The sequence below is a fragment of the Streptomyces sp. NPDC101225 genome (genome assembly GCF_044767585.1).
In the GTDB taxonomy this organism is placed as follows: Bacteria; Actinomycetota; Actinomycetes; order Streptomycetales; family Streptomycetaceae; genus Streptomyces.
Genome location: NZ_JBIWOE010000011.1, coordinates 117,669 through 131,698, shown reverse-complemented (window position 1 = coordinate 131,698; position 14,030 = coordinate 117,669). Strand labels below are relative to the sequence as shown.

General features: G+C 70.5%; 16 protein-coding genes. 7 read left to right on the top strand and 9 right to left on the bottom strand.

The window, feature by feature from the left end; all coding sequences use genetic code 11:
- The first annotated feature begins 10 nt into the window (after positions 1-10).
- The 4 genes from ACIRPX_RS18360 to ACIRPX_RS18345 are packed head-to-tail and all read left to right on the top strand — an operon-like array spanning position 11 to position 4,713.
- Complete coding sequence (locus ACIRPX_RS18360) at positions 11-967, top strand: respiratory chain complex I subunit 1 family protein (RefSeq protein ID WP_404195185.1); 957 nt, start codon at positions 11-13, stop codon at positions 965-967.
- Positions 964-1,647 (top strand): hypothetical protein, encoded by a 684-nt coding sequence (locus tag ACIRPX_RS18355; protein WP_404195182.1) that lies wholly within the window; start codon positions 964-966, stop codon positions 1,645-1,647. Before ACIRPX_RS18360 ends, ACIRPX_RS18355 begins: the two co-directional genes overlap by 4 nt.
- A complete protein-coding gene (locus ACIRPX_RS18350; RefSeq protein ID WP_404195179.1) occupies positions 1,644-3,230 on the top strand; it encodes a proton-conducting transporter membrane subunit in 1,587 nt (528 codons plus the stop codon). Before ACIRPX_RS18355 ends, ACIRPX_RS18350 begins: the two co-directional genes overlap by 4 nt.
- Before the next feature lie 4 nt (positions 3,231-3,234).
- On the top strand, positions 3,235-4,713 hold the full coding sequence (locus ACIRPX_RS18345; RefSeq protein ID WP_404195177.1) for an NADH-quinone oxidoreductase subunit C: 1,479 nt from the start codon (positions 3,235-3,237) through the stop codon (positions 4,711-4,713).
- Positions 4,714-4,976: 263 nt separating this feature from the next.
- Here the strand turns inward: ACIRPX_RS18345 and ACIRPX_RS18340 are convergent, their stop codons facing one another.
- From ACIRPX_RS18340 to ACIRPX_RS18315, 6 genes are all read right to left on the bottom strand, one after another.
- The gene (locus ACIRPX_RS18340) at positions 4,977-5,351 is read right to left on the bottom strand and encodes a hypothetical protein (protein ID WP_404195174.1); all 375 of its coding nucleotides are present in this window, start codon (positions 5,349-5,351) and stop codon (positions 4,977-4,979) included.
- 758 nt (positions 5,352-6,109) lie between these two features.
- Positions 6,110-6,289 (bottom strand): DUF6126 family protein, encoded by a 180-nt coding sequence (locus tag ACIRPX_RS18335; RefSeq protein WP_404195171.1) that lies wholly within the window; start codon positions 6,287-6,289, stop codon positions 6,110-6,112.
- Positions 6,286-6,744 (bottom strand): ATP-binding protein, encoded by a 459-nt coding sequence (locus ACIRPX_RS18330; RefSeq protein WP_404195168.1) that lies wholly within the window; start codon positions 6,742-6,744, stop codon positions 6,286-6,288. The genes ACIRPX_RS18335 and ACIRPX_RS18330 overlap by 4 nt, the downstream gene beginning before the upstream one ends.
- Positions 6,745-6,806: 62 nt before the next feature.
- Positions 6,807-7,145, bottom strand: a complete 339-nt coding sequence (locus ACIRPX_RS18325; protein ID WP_404195165.1) for an ArsR/SmtB family transcription factor — start codon at positions 7,143-7,145, stop codon at positions 6,807-6,809.
- A gap of 5 nt (positions 7,146-7,150) precedes the next feature.
- A complete protein-coding gene (locus ACIRPX_RS18320) occupies positions 7,151-7,333 on the bottom strand; it encodes a hypothetical protein (RefSeq protein WP_404195163.1) in 183 nt (60 codons plus the stop codon).
- 299 nt (positions 7,334-7,632) lie between these two features.
- The gene (locus ACIRPX_RS18315; RefSeq protein WP_404195161.1) at positions 7,633-8,850 is read right to left on the bottom strand and encodes an alpha/beta hydrolase; all 1,218 of its coding nucleotides are present in this window, start codon (positions 8,848-8,850) and stop codon (positions 7,633-7,635) included.
- 316 nt (positions 8,851-9,166) lie between these two features.
- On the opposite strand from ACIRPX_RS18315, the gene ACIRPX_RS18310 reads away from it, so the two are divergent.
- Entirely contained in the window at positions 9,167-10,414 is a 1,248-nt protein-coding gene (locus tag ACIRPX_RS18310; protein WP_404195159.1) for a serine hydrolase domain-containing protein, read from the top strand.
- A gap of 9 nt (positions 10,415-10,423) precedes the next feature.
- Here the strand turns inward: ACIRPX_RS18310 and ACIRPX_RS18305 are convergent, their stop codons facing one another.
- Together ACIRPX_RS18305 and ACIRPX_RS18300 are read right to left on the bottom strand one after the other, a co-directional pair.
- Positions 10,424-10,999 carry a hypothetical protein gene (locus ACIRPX_RS18305; RefSeq protein ID WP_404195156.1) on the bottom strand — a complete coding sequence of 192 codons (576 nt, stop codon included), beginning with the start codon at positions 10,997-10,999 and terminating at the stop codon, positions 10,424-10,426.
- Between the two features lie 89 nt (positions 11,000-11,088).
- Complete coding sequence (locus ACIRPX_RS18300; protein ID WP_404195154.1) at positions 11,089-11,667, bottom strand: TetR/AcrR family transcriptional regulator; 579 nt, start codon at positions 11,665-11,667, stop codon at positions 11,089-11,091.
- A 91-nt stretch (positions 11,668-11,758) separates the two neighbouring features.
- On the opposite strand from ACIRPX_RS18300, the gene ACIRPX_RS18295 reads away from it, so the two are divergent.
- Positions 11,759-12,205, top strand: a complete 447-nt coding sequence (locus ACIRPX_RS18295; protein WP_404195151.1) for an anthrone oxygenase family protein — start codon at positions 11,759-11,761, stop codon at positions 12,203-12,205.
- A 339-nt stretch (positions 12,206-12,544) separates the two neighbouring features.
- Here ACIRPX_RS18295 and ACIRPX_RS18290 read toward each other — a convergent pair whose 3' ends face one another.
- The gene (locus ACIRPX_RS18290; RefSeq protein ID WP_404195149.1) at positions 12,545-12,997 is read right to left on the bottom strand and encodes a MarR family winged helix-turn-helix transcriptional regulator; all 453 of its coding nucleotides are present in this window, start codon (positions 12,995-12,997) and stop codon (positions 12,545-12,547) included.
- Positions 12,998-13,083: 86 nt separating this feature from the next.
- On the opposite strand from ACIRPX_RS18290, the gene ACIRPX_RS18285 reads away from it, so the two are divergent.
- A complete protein-coding gene (locus tag ACIRPX_RS18285; protein WP_404195146.1) occupies positions 13,084-14,010 on the top strand; it encodes a zinc-binding alcohol dehydrogenase family protein in 927 nt (308 codons plus the stop codon).
- Positions 14,011-14,030: the final 20 nt, after the last annotated feature.

Here is a 14,030-nt window from a genome sequence, read left to right as displayed (position 1 = left end):
GAGCGAAGAAATGACTGCTGTCGGATATGTGGCCGTGGCCGGCCAGATCGTGGTGGTCGGCGCCGGGGCGCCGCTGCTGACCGGGTGGATGCGGCAGGTGCGGGCCCGCCTGGAGGGCCGGGCCGGAGCCGGCGTGTTCCAGCCCTGGCGGGACGCCCGCAAACTGCTGCGCAAGGAACCGATCAGCCCCGTGGGGACCGGGCCCGCCTTCCGCACCGCGCCGGCGCTGCTGGTCGCCACCACGGTGGTCGCGGCCGGCCTGGTCCCGCTGCTGTCGACGCACACCCCGGTGAGCGGTCACGGGGACCTCATCGTCGTCGTGGCGCTGATCGCGCTGGGCACCCTGGCGCTCGCCCTGGCCGGCCTGGACACCGGCACCGCGTTCGGCGGCATGGGCGCCTCGCGGGAGATGACGGTGGCCGCCCTGGTCGAACCGACCATCCTGCTGTCGGTGTTCGCCCTGTCGATACCGGCCGGCACGACCAACATCCCCGCCATCGTCGCCGGCGCGGTCGAGGAGCCGGCCCGGCTCACCTCACCGGCCGGCCTGCTGGCCACGGCCGCCCTCGCCGTCGCGGTGCTCGCGGAGACCGGGCGGATGCCGGTGGACAACCCCTCCACCCACCTCGAACTCACGATGATCCACGAGGCGATGGTGCTCGAATACGCCGGCCCCGACCTGGCCCTGGTCGAACTCGGTGCCCAGATGCGGCTCACCCTGCTGCTGGGGCTGTTGTCCTCCCTGTTCCTGCCGTGGGGCATCGCCACCGGGTCCTCGTGGACGGCCCTCGTGGTGGCCCTCGTGCTCTTCACGGCGAAGGTCACCCTGCTGGGCGCGGTGCTCGCGGCGGCCGAGGTGTTCTGGGCCAAGGTGCGGCTGTTCCGGGTGCCCGAACTGCTCGCCGGATCCTTCCTGCTGGCGCTGCTCGCGGTGGTCGCCTCGTACTTCCTCAGCGGGGCGTCGTGAACGGCGGCCTCTACACCCAGCTCCTCGACCTGGCCTGCGGGGCCTTCCTGCTCGCCGCGGTGCTCGTGCTGTGGCGGCGCGAACTGGCCGTCATCGTCCGCGTCTTCGCCCTGCAGGGCGTCGCCCTCGCCGCCCTCGCCGTGCTCCTGGGCGCGCACGAACAGCGGTGGGACCTCATCGGCGTCGGCATCGGCGTCGGCGTGCTGCGGGCGGGCCTCGTGCCGCATCTGATGCGCCGCGCCCTGACCGTGCTCAGTGCCGACCCTGCGCACCGGGAGGAGGTGCGCGAGACCCAGCCGCTGGTGAACGTGGCCGCCTCGCTGCTGACCGCGGCCCTGCTGACGCTGCTGGCCTACGCGGTGGCCCGCCCGCTGACCGCGCTGAACCCGACACCGGCCACCCGCGCCCTGCCGGTCGGCCTCGCCGTCGTCCTGATCGGCTTCTTCGTCCTGGTCACCCGCAGGAGGGCGCTGGCCCAGGTGGTCGGCTTCCTGCTGCTGGACAACGGCATCACCGCCACCGCCCTGCTGGCCACCTCCGGAGTGCCACTGATCGTCGAACTCGGCGTCTCCTTCGACGTGCTGCTGGCGGTCCTGGTGCTGCAGATCCTCACCACCCGCATGCGGGAGGCGTTCGGCACCACCGACCTCGACGACCTGCGGGAGCTGCACGACCAGTGAACCCGACCGCCTCCGCCCTGCTCCTGACCGCGCCCGCCGCCGTACCGCTGGCCGTGGCCGGCGTCCACGCGCTCGCCGGGCGGCACCCCCACACACCCGCCGCCATCGCCCCCGCGCCCGCCCAGGCCCGGCGGGCATCCACAGAAGGCACCGTCCTGGTCGTGGAGGCGCCCCGACCCGAACCGACACCGACGACGCGGCGGCGGGACTGGGCCGGGCTCGTCTCCCCCTGCGTGATCCTCACCTGCGGGAGCCTGCTCGCGGCCGGGATCGTCGATGACGGCCCGCGCAGCGCGTACTCCGGCCTGCTACGCGCCGACGCCCTGACCGCCTGGATGCTGCTGGTGGTCGGCACCGTCGCCTTGATCGCCTGCGGCACGGCACCCGCGTATCTGCGCGGGGAGCGGGCGAGCGGCCGCGCCACGGAGCGGACCGTGTGGCGCTACCACGTCCTGGTCCAGGCGTTCCTGGCCGCGATGTGCCTGGCCGTCCTCACCGCGAATCTCGGCGTGCTGTGGGTCGCGGTCGAAGCCACCACCATCGTCACCGCCTTCCTCGTCGGCCACCGCCGCACCCGCACCTCGGTGGAGGCCGCCTGGAAGTACGTCGTGATCTGCTCGGCCGGGATCGCGCTCGCCTTCCTCGGCACCGTGCTGATCTACTACGCCGCCCGGCAGGCCGGCATCGCCGAGGCCTGGGCGCTGGACTGGCCCACCCTCGTCGCCCGCGCCAACGACCTCGACCCCGCGGTCACCCGGCTCGGCATCGGCCTCGTGATCCTGGGCTTCGGCGCCAAGGCCGGCCTCATCCCGCTGCACGCCTGGCTGCCCGACGCCCACAGCCAGGCCCCCGCGCCGGTGTCCGCACTGATGTCCGGGGTGCTGCTGTCGGTCGCCTTCGCCGCCGTCCTGCGTTACCGGGTCATCGCCGACGCCGCCCTGGGCCCCGGCTTCACCCGCGTCCTGCTGGCCGCCGTCGCCCTGCTCACCCTGGCTCTCGCGGCCGGGCTGCTGCTCTCCCAGCGCGACTACAAACGCATGCTGGCCTACTCCTCCATGGAACACATGAGCCTGATCGCCCTGGCCGCGGCGATCGGCAGCCCGCTCGCCCTGTCCGCCGCGCTGCTGCACATCGCCGGGCACGGTCTGGCCAAGGCGGTCGCCTTCTGCGCCTCCGGACACATCCTGCAGCTCACCGGCACGGCACGGATCGGACGGGTCCGGGGGCTGCTGGCCAAGGCGCCCGCGACAGCCGGGCTGTTCGGGCTGGCGGTGGCGGCGCTGATGGCGTTCCCGCCGTTCAGCCTCTTCGCCTCCGAACTGGGCATCGCCCGGGCCGGCTTCGCGGCCGACGCCGGCCTCTCCTGGGCCACGGCGGCCGCCCTGCTGCTCGTCCTGGTGGCTTTCGCCGCACTCGCCGCCCGCACGGCCCGGATGCTGCTCGGAGCGGGATCACCGGGCGAGGAGAGCCGCTCGGCCCTCTGGCCCCTGATGCTCGGCCTGTTCGCCTGCGCCGCCCTGGGCACCGCCCTCGGCCCGCTCACCGACCTGCTGCACGCCGCCACCCAGGCGATCGGAGGCTGACGTGATGCGCAAGTCCTACCAGAGCAGCGCCGTGACCCTGCCCCAGCACGCCGAGAACCTGCTCGCCCAGGGACATCGGCTCGCTCTGGTCGCCGCGCACCTCGACGAGGCCGGACCCCGCGTGGTGTACCTGTTCACCTCCGGCCCGCCCGACACCCGGGTGGAACTGACCATCCGTCTCGATGCCGACCGGCCGGAAGTGCCGACGCTGGCCCATCTCTCCTTCGCGGCGGGCCGGTTCGAGCGGGAGATGCGTGACCTGTTCGGCATCGTTCCCCTCGGCCACCCCCTCCCGCGCCGTCTGGTGCGCCACTTCCACTGGCCGCGCGGCTGGTATCCGATGCACCCCGACGCCGGCCCTCCGCCCGCCTTCGGCGAGCAGGAAGGCCCCTACCCCTTCCTGGAGGTCGAGGGCGACGGCGTCTACGAAATCCCGGTCGGCCCGGTCCACGCCGGCCTGATCGAACCCGGTCACTTCCGCTTCTCCGTGGTCGGCGAGACCATCCTCAAGCTCAAGGCCCGCCTGTGGTTCGTACACAAGGGCATCGAGAAGCTCTTCCAGGGTCGCACCCTCGCCGCGGGCCTGCCGCTGGCCGAGCGCATCAGCGGCGACACCGCCGTCGGCCACGCCCTCGCCTACTGCCTCGCCGTCGAGGAGGCCACCGGCACCGACGTCCCGCCCGAGGCGCAGCGCGCCCGCGCGATGCTCCTGGAACTGGAACGCATCCACAACCACATCGCCGACCTCGGCATGCTGTGCAACGACGTCGGCCACTCCATTCTCCACGCCCAGCGGGTCCGCGAACAACTCCTGCGCCTCAACAAGGAGATCACCGGTCACCGGCTGCTGCGCGGCGGTGTCGTCCCCGGCGGCGTCGCCCTGCACGCCCTGCCCGACCCCGCCCGCCTGAAGGAGATCGGCGCGGACATCCGGGAGATCACCGAACTGGCCCTGGGCCACTCCACCGTCCACGACCGCCTCACCGGCACCGCGATCCTGCCCACCGCCGCGGCCCGGGAGATCGGCTGCCTCGGCTATGTCGCCCGCGCCAGCGGCATCGCCGACGACGCCCGGATCGCCCACCCCTTCACGCCGTACGACGACGGAGGGTTCACCGCGCCCGTCCACGACAGTGGCGACGTCCTGGCCCGCTTCCTGGTGCGTACCGAGGAGATCGACGTCTCCCTGGCTCTGATCCGGCACTTCGCCCAGGGGCTGTCAGCCCCCGTGGCGGTGCTGGCGCCCCCGCCGGCGCCCGGTACGGGCCCCCGCACCGGCGTGGGCCTCGTGGAAGGCTGGCGCGGCACCATCGCCACCCGCGTCGAACTCGCCCCCGACGACACGCTCGCCCGGGTCAAGCCGGTCGATCCGTCCTTCTTCAACTGGCCCGCTCTGCCGGTGGCGTTGGCGGACACGATCGTCCCGGACTTCCCCCTGACCAACAAGAGCTTCAACCTCTCCTACGCGGGCAACGACCTGTGAAGGCTCCGCCGCCTGACGCCGTCGACACCATCCGGATTCCCACCCCTCCGGACCAGCATCACGTGTGCTGATGCCTGCCGGTACGGATGGAGTGAGGGTGCCGGGATGCGGCGGCGCCTTACGACCCCGCCGCATCCCGGCCCCGCGTAACTCACCCTCGTCACCCGGTCCGTGCGCAGTCATGAATTGAGATCATGCTGATGTAGTGACTTGAAGAAGTCTTCACATTGTGGGCGCACGGAGACCCGGGCTCTGGACCGTCGCTAGATCTCGAGCTGTTCTTCGACCCGCTTGAGCTGATGACGGGCCATGGCGAGGTTCGAGTGCTCCTTGTCGAGAACCAGGTAGAGGAACAGGCCGTTCCCGCTGCGTGCGCGGATCAGGCGGATGAGGTGGTACTGCTTCTCGAGCGTGATGAGGATGTCCTCGATGCTGCTCTTGACACGCACCTGTTCCATCGTGCGGGCCATGGCCCGCACGACGTCCGTGTTCCCTGCCGCGGCGATGGTGAGATTGAGGTCCTTGCCCCCGCCCAGGGTCCCCAGGGCCATGCCACTCGTGTAGTCGACGACTGCGGCTCCCAGTGACCCCTCCACGGCGGTCAGCATTTCCTTCAGTGACACTTCCACGCCGGCCATGGCGATGCCTCCCCTTCGGTTGTCGGCTGCGACGGATCGGCGGTTGCCTCCCGTCCGATGCACGGACCGTAGGCCCGGGGGAGTGGCGCCGGGACGACGTCTCCAGGTCTGACGCATGATGCCCGAAGAGGGACGCCCCGGGTCCGTTTGAGCGACGGGAACTGGTCTGGGGCTGGGCGAAGTTGGCACTCCATCTGCGCCGCACACGCAGGCTGTATCCGGGGGCATGCAGGGGTCGACTGGCCGAGGCCGGGCATGTGTCTCCGCAACTCAACCTGGACCAGACGGAGTTGGGGCTGCGTCGGTCCAGTCCCTTGCAGGGAACGGTCCGGGCACAGCAGGGCTGGCAGCGAGGGCGAACGGGTGTTCCCAGGCTTTCTGGCTGCCGGGAGGCACCGCCACCTGCGCGCAGCACGGGAGCCCCGGGCCGGTGCCGACTCCCGCCCGGGGGAGGACGGCGCGGATCGACGGCAGCGCCTCATCGGCAAGGACACACGCCCCGACTGCACCCTGCCCAGCAGCGCCAGAGCCAGCCCCGCGGCGCGTGCGGCCCTGCCGAAGGCGACCGGCAGGCCCCGTCCGGCACGTACCATCGCTGCCTTGCCCGCCTGTGCGAACTCGGCCCGCCACCAGTACGGTTACGCTTCCAGCGTCGCAAGAGCGGGTGCCGGGAGGTCGGGATGTCCCACAACGGCGATCACCTCAGGCACGTGCGTACGCCGTGCCGCACCGCGCTCGCCATGGCGCGCTCTCGGTGGTCACTTGTGCGCGTGTTCCCCCAGGTAGAACAGCAGCCACACGAATCCGGCGAACAGGTGCGTGCCGAAGATGTAGAACCCTGCCCGGATGGCGACGCCGCGCTCGATCCACCCCTCCCTGTCCTTGGTCTTCGGGTTCTGCTCTCTGCTCGCGGACGGGTCGGATGCCTGGTCGGTCACCGCACGGTCTCCCTGCCTTGCTCTTTGCTCCACTGATGTACGCCTCCTGGCGACGGCAAGCCGAATCGCACCAGGACGACCTTGCCGTCGTGATCGACGGCGGGCTCCGCGTTGAGGTCACCGTCGTACGCGGCGGCCAGCTCGGCCACCATCCGCAGGCCCGCACCCATGCCCGCGCCGCTGAGATCCGGCAGCGTGGGCTCGGTGTCCGCAACGCCGACGACCAGCTGCCCGGCGGCGACCGTGATCTCCACCTGCAGTACCGGCGTCCGCGAGGCATGCCGCAGCACGTTCACGACCAGTTCGCTGGTCGCAAGCACCACCGCGTCTGCCAACGCCGAGCCGGGCGGGACATCGGCTGCCGGAAGACACTCGGTCACCGCCTCCCGGGCTCGCCGTACCGCCTCGGGCCCCAGCGCGAACGAGGCGACGTACCGTTGCGCCGGCGTTGGCACGTGTTCGACGGTCGCGGCCGGTCTGCCGTGCTGCCGCGGCAGGTGGAAATGCCTCCGGCGGCTCAACGCGCCGCTCCTGTGGCGCGCAGCTCGTCGAGGAGGTCCTGGCGTCCGGTCAGCAGTGTGGACAGGATCCGCCGTGCGGCGGCGAGCAGCTCGGCCACGTCGCCTCCGGCCAGTTCGTACGTGACCGTCGTACCGGTGCGCGTCGCGGTCACGATGCCCGAGCGACGCAGCACGGCGAGCTGCTGAGACAGGTTCGACGGCTCGACCTCGATCTCGGCCAGCAGGTCGCGCACCGGCTTCGGCCCGTCCTGCAACAGCTCCAGCACCCGGATACGCACCGGGTGTCCCAGCATTCGGAAGAACTCGGCCTTCGCCTCGTACAGCGGAACAGGCATCCTCATCACCTCTCGTCCGTCCCCATCACCTGGACGTTCAGCCCGTGCCGCCGCGCCATCCGCACCGCGTCGTCCAGCTCGTCCTCGGCCACCGCGACCGCGTACGGATCCGCGGCGCCCACGGCCGCCACCAAAGCTGCCCGTGCCGCGTGGACCCGTGCCAGCAGCGCCTCGGTGACTTCGTTCACGGAGACCTCCGGCAGATCATGTAAGGACTATGGCAACTTACCAATTGAAAAACTCTTCAATTATAGGGGCAGGGTGTGACCACCGGAGAAGACCGCGGTCCGCATGACGCCCTCGAGGCTCACGGCCTTGGGGGTTCGGTCGACGCGGAGGCCGTGACGACGGACAGGGCAGGGCAGGGCAGGGAAGGGATAGGGCCCAGTGCGGCAGGCGGACGGCGGGGCCTCGGCAGGCTCGCACCCGCCGGTCCGCGGTGGCGACCGGCTCGCCGGCGGGAGCTGGTCCAGGCCGAGTATGGCGGTCAGGGTGCGTGAGGGTGGGCGAGCACCTCGTCGAGCCAGTCGAAGACGCGCTGGTTGAACCGTGAGCGGTTCCAGCTCTCGCAGTGGCCGCCCGTTCCCTCGGCGGCGGAGAAACGCATCAGCGTCTTGGGGCAGCGCAGCGCTTCGTACAGCTGTTCCGCCTGGTCGGCGAGTTGATCACCCTCGGCCAGGGCCACCAGCGTGGGGCAGGCGATACGGTCGACGACGTCGGAGAGCCGGTAGCGGTCGGACTCGACCACATACTCGCCCAGGCTTCCCAGGCCGTGCACCCACAGGGCACGCTGCACCAGCTTCCAGCGCATGACCGGATGCTCGACCACGGGCGCGAGGTGAACGTCCAGCTCGGCGGGGTCCACGTCCGGGAGTCTGTCCAGCAGATCCGGGGGGAGCGGCAGTACGTTCCTCATCCCGTCCAGCACGTCCCACTGCCCGGGGTCCGCCACCAGTGCGGCCACCCGCGGTTCGCCGCTGACACCGCGCGGAGCGAGATACCCGCCGAAGCTCCACCCGGTCACCGCCAGCCGGGTGCCGTCCACGCCCGGAAGCGTCAGAGCGTGGTCGACGACGGCCCGGAGCACCGTCTCCCAGTCCGGACGCATGGGCAGACCCTGGTGGACCAGGGCCAGGCCCTGCCCCGGCCCGTCGACCAGCAGGCAGTGGTAGCCGCGGCGGACGGCGGGCTGGGCGTGGGCCCAGTACATCTCGTGCACATCGGAGTCGTAGCCGTTGACCGCGATGACGGTGGGCCGGGGATCACGTCCCGGTGCGGACTCCGGCGCCGGACAGAAGTAGCCGTCGAGGAAGCCTCCCTCGAACGGCACCCGGACCGGTCGCAACGGTGGATCGCACAGCTCGGCGAAGCGGGCGAAGCAGTCCCGCTCGCTCCGTGCCGCCTCGATGAGGCGGGGGTCCACCGGCAAGCCGAACAGGGGGTAGTACGAGATGCGCAGATAGGTGGCGGCGCGCAGATACGCCTCCCGGGCGCTCACCCGGTGACCCGTGTGATCACTCTCCTCCGCCCACCCCCGAACCATGGCCGCGGTGGCGGTCCACTCCCGGTACCAGCTGTCCTTGTCGCCGTCGGCGATCCGCGCGGCGGTCGCCGCGCACTCGCCGTACTCCGCGCCACCGCCGGTCATGGTCGTCAGGGCGCGCTCGAGGAACATCTGGAACAGGGCGTCGTCGAAGAGCTTCACCGTAAGAATCCCCGCGCTCGTGCCGTTGTGCCTGGTCGGCCGCCTCCCACCTGACAGGCCGACGACGCCTGTCTGTCTAGCATCGGCGCCCCGCGGCCGCGCCAGCTTGCACCGGGAGTGGGCGTGGCGTCCGACGCTGCCCGAGAGCGTGCCGGCGCCGTCACGCGTGCGCCGTGTGGCGGACCTTCGTGGCCTGATGTGGTGGCGTCCGGCGCAGGTCGGCATGCGGTGCGCCCTCCGTCGGGGAGGCAACCGGCAAGGCGGGGCCGGCGGGCCGCGGTCTGCCATCGTCCGTCCCCTGAGTCTGGAGCCCCGTATGCCGATCCCCACCTCACGCCGCACCGGCACCCTGCGCCTACGGCGCAACGTCGTCGCCTCACTGGCGGCCGCGGTCGCACTGCTCACGGTGACGTCCTGCTCGGGCGGCAGGGTGACCGAGAGTGCGGGAACGCGTCTGCCCACCCGGCAAGCCACGTCGTCCCCGACCGAGGCGGCCACGGCCGCACGGCTCGACGCCGCGGTGCGGCAGGTGATGCGCACCACCGGTGTGCCCGGTGCGATCGTGGGGTTGTGGATGCCGGGACAGCCCGACTATGCCCGCGCGTTCGGCGTCGCCGACAAACAGACCCGCGCTCCCATGACGACAAACATGAACATGCGCATCGGCAGCGAGACCAAGACCTTCACCGTCACCGGCATCCTCCAACTCGTCGACCAGGGAAAGCTCGGCCTCGACGACCCCGTCTCCCGCTATGTGCCGGGCGTACCGGAGGGCGACAAGATCACGCTGCGCGACCTGGCCCGTATGCAGAGCGGGCTCTTCGACTACACCAAGGACCCGGACTTCGACGCGGCCGTGCAGGAGAATCCCGAGCGGGTCTTCACCGCGCAGGAACTCCTCGACTACTCCTTCAAGCACCCGTTGGACTTCGCTCCCGGAACACAGCTGGTGTACTGCGACACCAACACGGTGCTGCTGGGACAAGTGCTGGAGAAGGTCAGCGGCCAGAGCATCGCCGACTATCTCCGCGACCATGTGCTCGATCCCCTCGACATGGGCCGGACCCTGTATCCGGACGACGCGCAGATCCCGGCGCCGTACGCGCATGGCTACACCACGCAGACCGCGGACGGGACCGAGGCGGACGCCACGCACTGGAGTCCGTCCGACGCGAACGCCGCCGGCGCGATGATCTCCACGCTGGCAGATCTGCACACCTGGGCACCCGTCGTGGCCACCGGCACGCCTCTGATCAAGCCCTCGACCCAGAAACAGCGCCTGCAGACGGCCACGAGTCCGGACTTCCCCGGGGCGGCCTATGGGCTCGGCCTGTTCACCGCCGAGGGATGGGTGGGCCACAACGGTTCGATCCCTGGCTATCAGAGTCTGACGCTGTACCTGCCCTCGAAGAAGGCCACCATGGTCGTGCTGCTCAACAGCGACAAGCCGTACAAGGGGACTGACCCCAGCACCCTGTTCGGCACGGCGATCACCACGGTTGCCACCCCCGGCCACGTGTTCCGCCTGGGTCCCGGGACCTCGTCCACGCCCTCGGCCGGGTAGCGTACGGCATCATCCTCCTCGGCGGCCGTGCGGCCCGCAGGGCCCGGGCGGTCGCCGGGTATCCGGTCGGCCGCGGTGGAACTCTCCTGCCGCAGCGACGAAGACACGCGGGTGAAATAGCGGGTGATACAGCTGCTGTGAGAAGACCACGGCATCTGCGTGCTTCAGGCGACGTTGCCGCAGTGCTCGGATGGGACATGCCCATAGCCAGACGGCGCTGGCCAGCCCAGCAGCGATCACCCCGATGAGGTCGTGCCACCAGGCATCGCCCCCACCTGGCGGGTACACCTCGTCACCACCCGTGTCGACGGCAGGAATGGCTTGACCGATCGCGAGGTCCGGGCTCCCGAACATGCTGATCCGCGTACGCCTGTCAGCGCCGTCCGTGGACAGGAAGGTGCCGACTTCGTTGCATCGGTTGTGGCTGCAGAGGACGTTCGTCGCTGTCCAGCGACCATGTTCCCCGTGACCGTCGTGCGCGGAGAGGGCCGGGATCATCAAGGCAATCAGGGCCACGAAGACCACCACTGCGGCTGGGCCGGCGATGTAGCGCCACCAGAAGCTCCGCCAGCCCGGAAAGTACACGCCGCGCACTTTACGCGAGGTCCCCGGCGACGTGCGGCTGCGCTGTGTGGGCCCGAGCGGCCCGGGCGCGTGCCCTCCGGGCGGATGTGTCAGAGGATGGCGAGCCGGTCCACCAGCAGTTCCACCCTGGTCTCGGTGTCCGTCGGCGGCAGCCGCCCCGCCCGGGTCAGGGTCGCCACTCCGTGCAAGGACGCCCAGAACACCTCGGTGAACAGCCCCGGGGCGACTCCGTCTCCGGCGACCTCGCCGAGGCACTCCAGCAGTGCGGCGAAGGCGTCCTTCAGAGGCTCCGGGGTGTCCTCCTGCGCGTACGGCAGTCCGCCGTCGAGCTGGAAAATGGCGTCGTAGACCGCCGGGTTGCGTGCGGCGAAGTCGAGGTAGGCGCGCGCGAGGGCGGCGACCCGCGCGCGCGGACCGTCCACGGCGGAGGTCGCGGCCCGCACCGCCGCGGCCATCTCGGAGGCGCCCTGGAGGGCTACGGCACCGATGATTTCGCGCTTGCCGCGGAAATGGCTGTAGAGGACGGGCTGGCTGTACTCGATGCGCTCGGCGAGCCGGCGGGTGGTGACCGCGTCCCAGCCCTGCTGCTCGGCGAGTTCACGGGCCGTCGCCACAATGAGGCGCTCGCGCTCCGCCCGTTCGCGTTCCTTGCGTTCCTGTACCGACATGAAGCGATCCTAGCACTGCTAGACAATCGAGCGGCAGCAGTACTAGCGTTGCCTCATTGGCTAGCGGCGCTAGATCTCAGGAGGGATCTTCATGCTCAACGCACTCGAGGTCGTCACCACCGTGATCGTCGGCGTGATGGTGGGGGTGGAGTTCTCCGTCCTCTTCGTCGTCAACCCCATCCTCAACGCCCTCCCGGAGGACAGCGGCCAACTCGGGCACGCCCACGGGGGCCGGATGCTCGGTGCCGTGATGCCGGTCTGGTACATCGGCTCGCTCGTCCTCGTGGCGCTCTGGGCCGTCGCCGGACGCCACCACGCCGGCGTCGGCCTCGTCGTCACCGCCGGCGCGCTGCTCGTTCTCAGCGTGGTCATGTCGCTCCTGCTGCTCGTCCCGATCAACAACCGGAACAAGACGTGGACCCCCCAGAACCGGCCGGAGGACTGGAAGCAGCAGCTGGACCGCTGGGTGCGCTGGCACTATGTCCGCGTCGCCGTCATCATCGCCGCCTTCGCCGTGCTGGTCACCGCCCTCACCTGAGTCCATGGGCCCGCCCGCCGGATCGTCAGCCGCAACCGCTCGGCCACGCGCCCGAAGCGCGGTGCCGCCATCCACATCCAGGACCCGGGCACCAACACCGTCGAACTCCGCCGGCATCCGCAGGGCGTGGGCAGGCACGAAACCGGCCGAGCGCGAAACGCCTCCCAAGGGCGCGGTCGGGAGGGTGTTCAGGTCGTTCGTCACGCAACGATCTTGGACACCCTTGTTCACGTCACCACGGGTGCCCCCTGGAACGGATCGTCCTGGAGTGGGCAGTCGGTTCGCCCGGTCGCGGGCGGCGACGGCCGTCGATCCGGGCGCGAGGGCAGTGGCGTCGGGTCAGCGGTGGGCGAGGACGACGGTCGAGGCGAGTTCGGTCAGTCGTTCGCGCTCGGATGCGGTGAGCCCGTCAGTGAGTGCCGCGATACGCCTGCCGACCTCGGCGGTACCCCAGTCGGCGAGGTCCTTGCCTTCGTCGGTCAGGGAGGCCAGTACCGCGCGGCCATCGTGCGGAGACGGTGAGCGCTTCACCAGGCCGCGTTTTTCGGCGCGCGTGACCAAGCCTGTCATCGAGGATTTGTCGAGGCCCAGAACGGCGGCCAGTTCGAGCATCCCGGCCGTGCGCCCCCGGAGCACGCCCAGTAGCCGGACCTGGATGACCGACAGCTCCTTCTCGGCACCCACCTCGGCCAGAACCCGGTGCACCAGGAAGGACAGCTGCACGAGGGCGTCCACCGTGTTGAGCGGGACATCGTCGGCGGCCGCAGTGACTGACAGGTGATCGGGAGTCATGTGTGCAACCTAGCTTGCGGTAGTACGTGGCACAAAGTAGATTGACGATAGTACGTGACACAAACTAAATCGGATGGAGCTCCTCCATGCATGCCGCAGTGGTTCACTCCTTTGGTGTCCCGCCACGCTACGAGCAGTTCTCCGACCCTGTGGCGCACGGCAAGGGCGAGGTGGTCGTCGACGTCATTGCCGCCGGCCTCCACCCCCGGGTGCGCTCCCAGGCGGACGGCTCCCACTACACCAGCACCGGTGAACTCCCACTGATCCCGGGGATGGACGCTGTCGTCCAGGCGCCCGACGGCCGCCTTCACTACACGATCCTCGATGACACGTCCTCGGGGACCCTCGCAGAGCGCACGGTCATGGATGCTGGGCGCAGCATCGTGCTGCCCACATACGCCGACCCGGTCCTCGTCGCCGCGGCCATGAATCCCGCCATGGCCTCCTGGGTCGCGTTGCGCCGACGTATCGACTTCAAGCGGGGCCAGAGCGTGCTCGTCCTGGGTGCCACCGGCAACGCGGGTCGTATGACCGTCCAGGTGGCCAAGCGGCTCGGCGCCGGCCACGTCATCGGCGCCGGCCGCGACGCCGCCGCTCTGGAGGCACTCGGTCCGCTCGGTGCGGACGAGGTGCTCCTGCTCGATCAGCTCGCCGAGGCCGCGAACGTGGACGTGGTCATCGACTACCTGTGGGGCGAGCCGGCCGCCGCCGGCGTTGTCGACATGATCAGTGCCCGCGAGGGGCGAAGCGAGCCGATCGCCTGGATCCAGATCGGGTCCGTGGCCGGGCCCACCTCCCCGATCCCCTCGGCCGCACTGCGCGCGGCACGATTGCAGATCGTCGGGAGCGGAATCGGCTCGGTCCCCGGCCGGGATTGGCTGAAGGAGCTGCCCAGGCTGGTCGAGCACGTCATCCAGGGGGAGTTCGATGTCCGCGCCAGGGCCGTGCCCCTCAAGGACGTCGAGCAGGTCTGGCGCACCAGCACCGACGACCGGATCGTTCTCATTCCCTGACGATTGGCGTTAACGGCGCG

Bases quoted from the DNA above. Each gene is read 5' to 3' on its own strand.
- ACIRPX_RS18360 (WP_404195185.1), top strand. From the start codon at position 11: ATGACTGCTGTCGGATATGTGGCCGTGGCCGGCCAGATCGTGGTGGTC.
- ACIRPX_RS18345 (WP_404195177.1), top strand. From the start codon at position 3,235: ATGCGCAAGTCCTACCAGAGCAGCGCCGTGACCCTGCCCCAGCACGCC.
- ACIRPX_RS18340 (WP_404195174.1), bottom strand. From the start codon at position 5,351: ATGGCCGGCGTGGAAGTGTCACTGAAGGAAATGCTGACCGCCGTGGAG.
- ACIRPX_RS18325 (WP_404195165.1), bottom strand. From the start codon at position 7,145: ATGCCTGTTCCGCTGTACGAGGCGAAGGCCGAGTTCTTCCGAATGCTG.
- ACIRPX_RS18310 (WP_404195159.1), top strand. From the start codon at position 9,167: ATGCCGATCCCCACCTCACGCCGCACCGGCACCCTGCGCCTACGGCGC.
- ACIRPX_RS18300 (WP_404195154.1), bottom strand. From the start codon at position 11,667: ATGTCGGTACAGGAACGCAAGGAACGCGAACGGGCGGAGCGCGAGCGC.
- ACIRPX_RS18295 (WP_404195151.1), top strand. From the start codon at position 11,759: ATGCTCAACGCACTCGAGGTCGTCACCACCGTGATCGTCGGCGTGATG.
- ACIRPX_RS18290 (WP_404195149.1), bottom strand. From the start codon at position 12,997: ATGACTCCCGATCACCTGTCAGTCACTGCGGCCGCCGACGATGTCCCG.
- ACIRPX_RS18285 (WP_404195146.1), top strand. From the start codon at position 13,084: ATGCATGCCGCAGTGGTTCACTCCTTTGGTGTCCCGCCACGCTACGAG.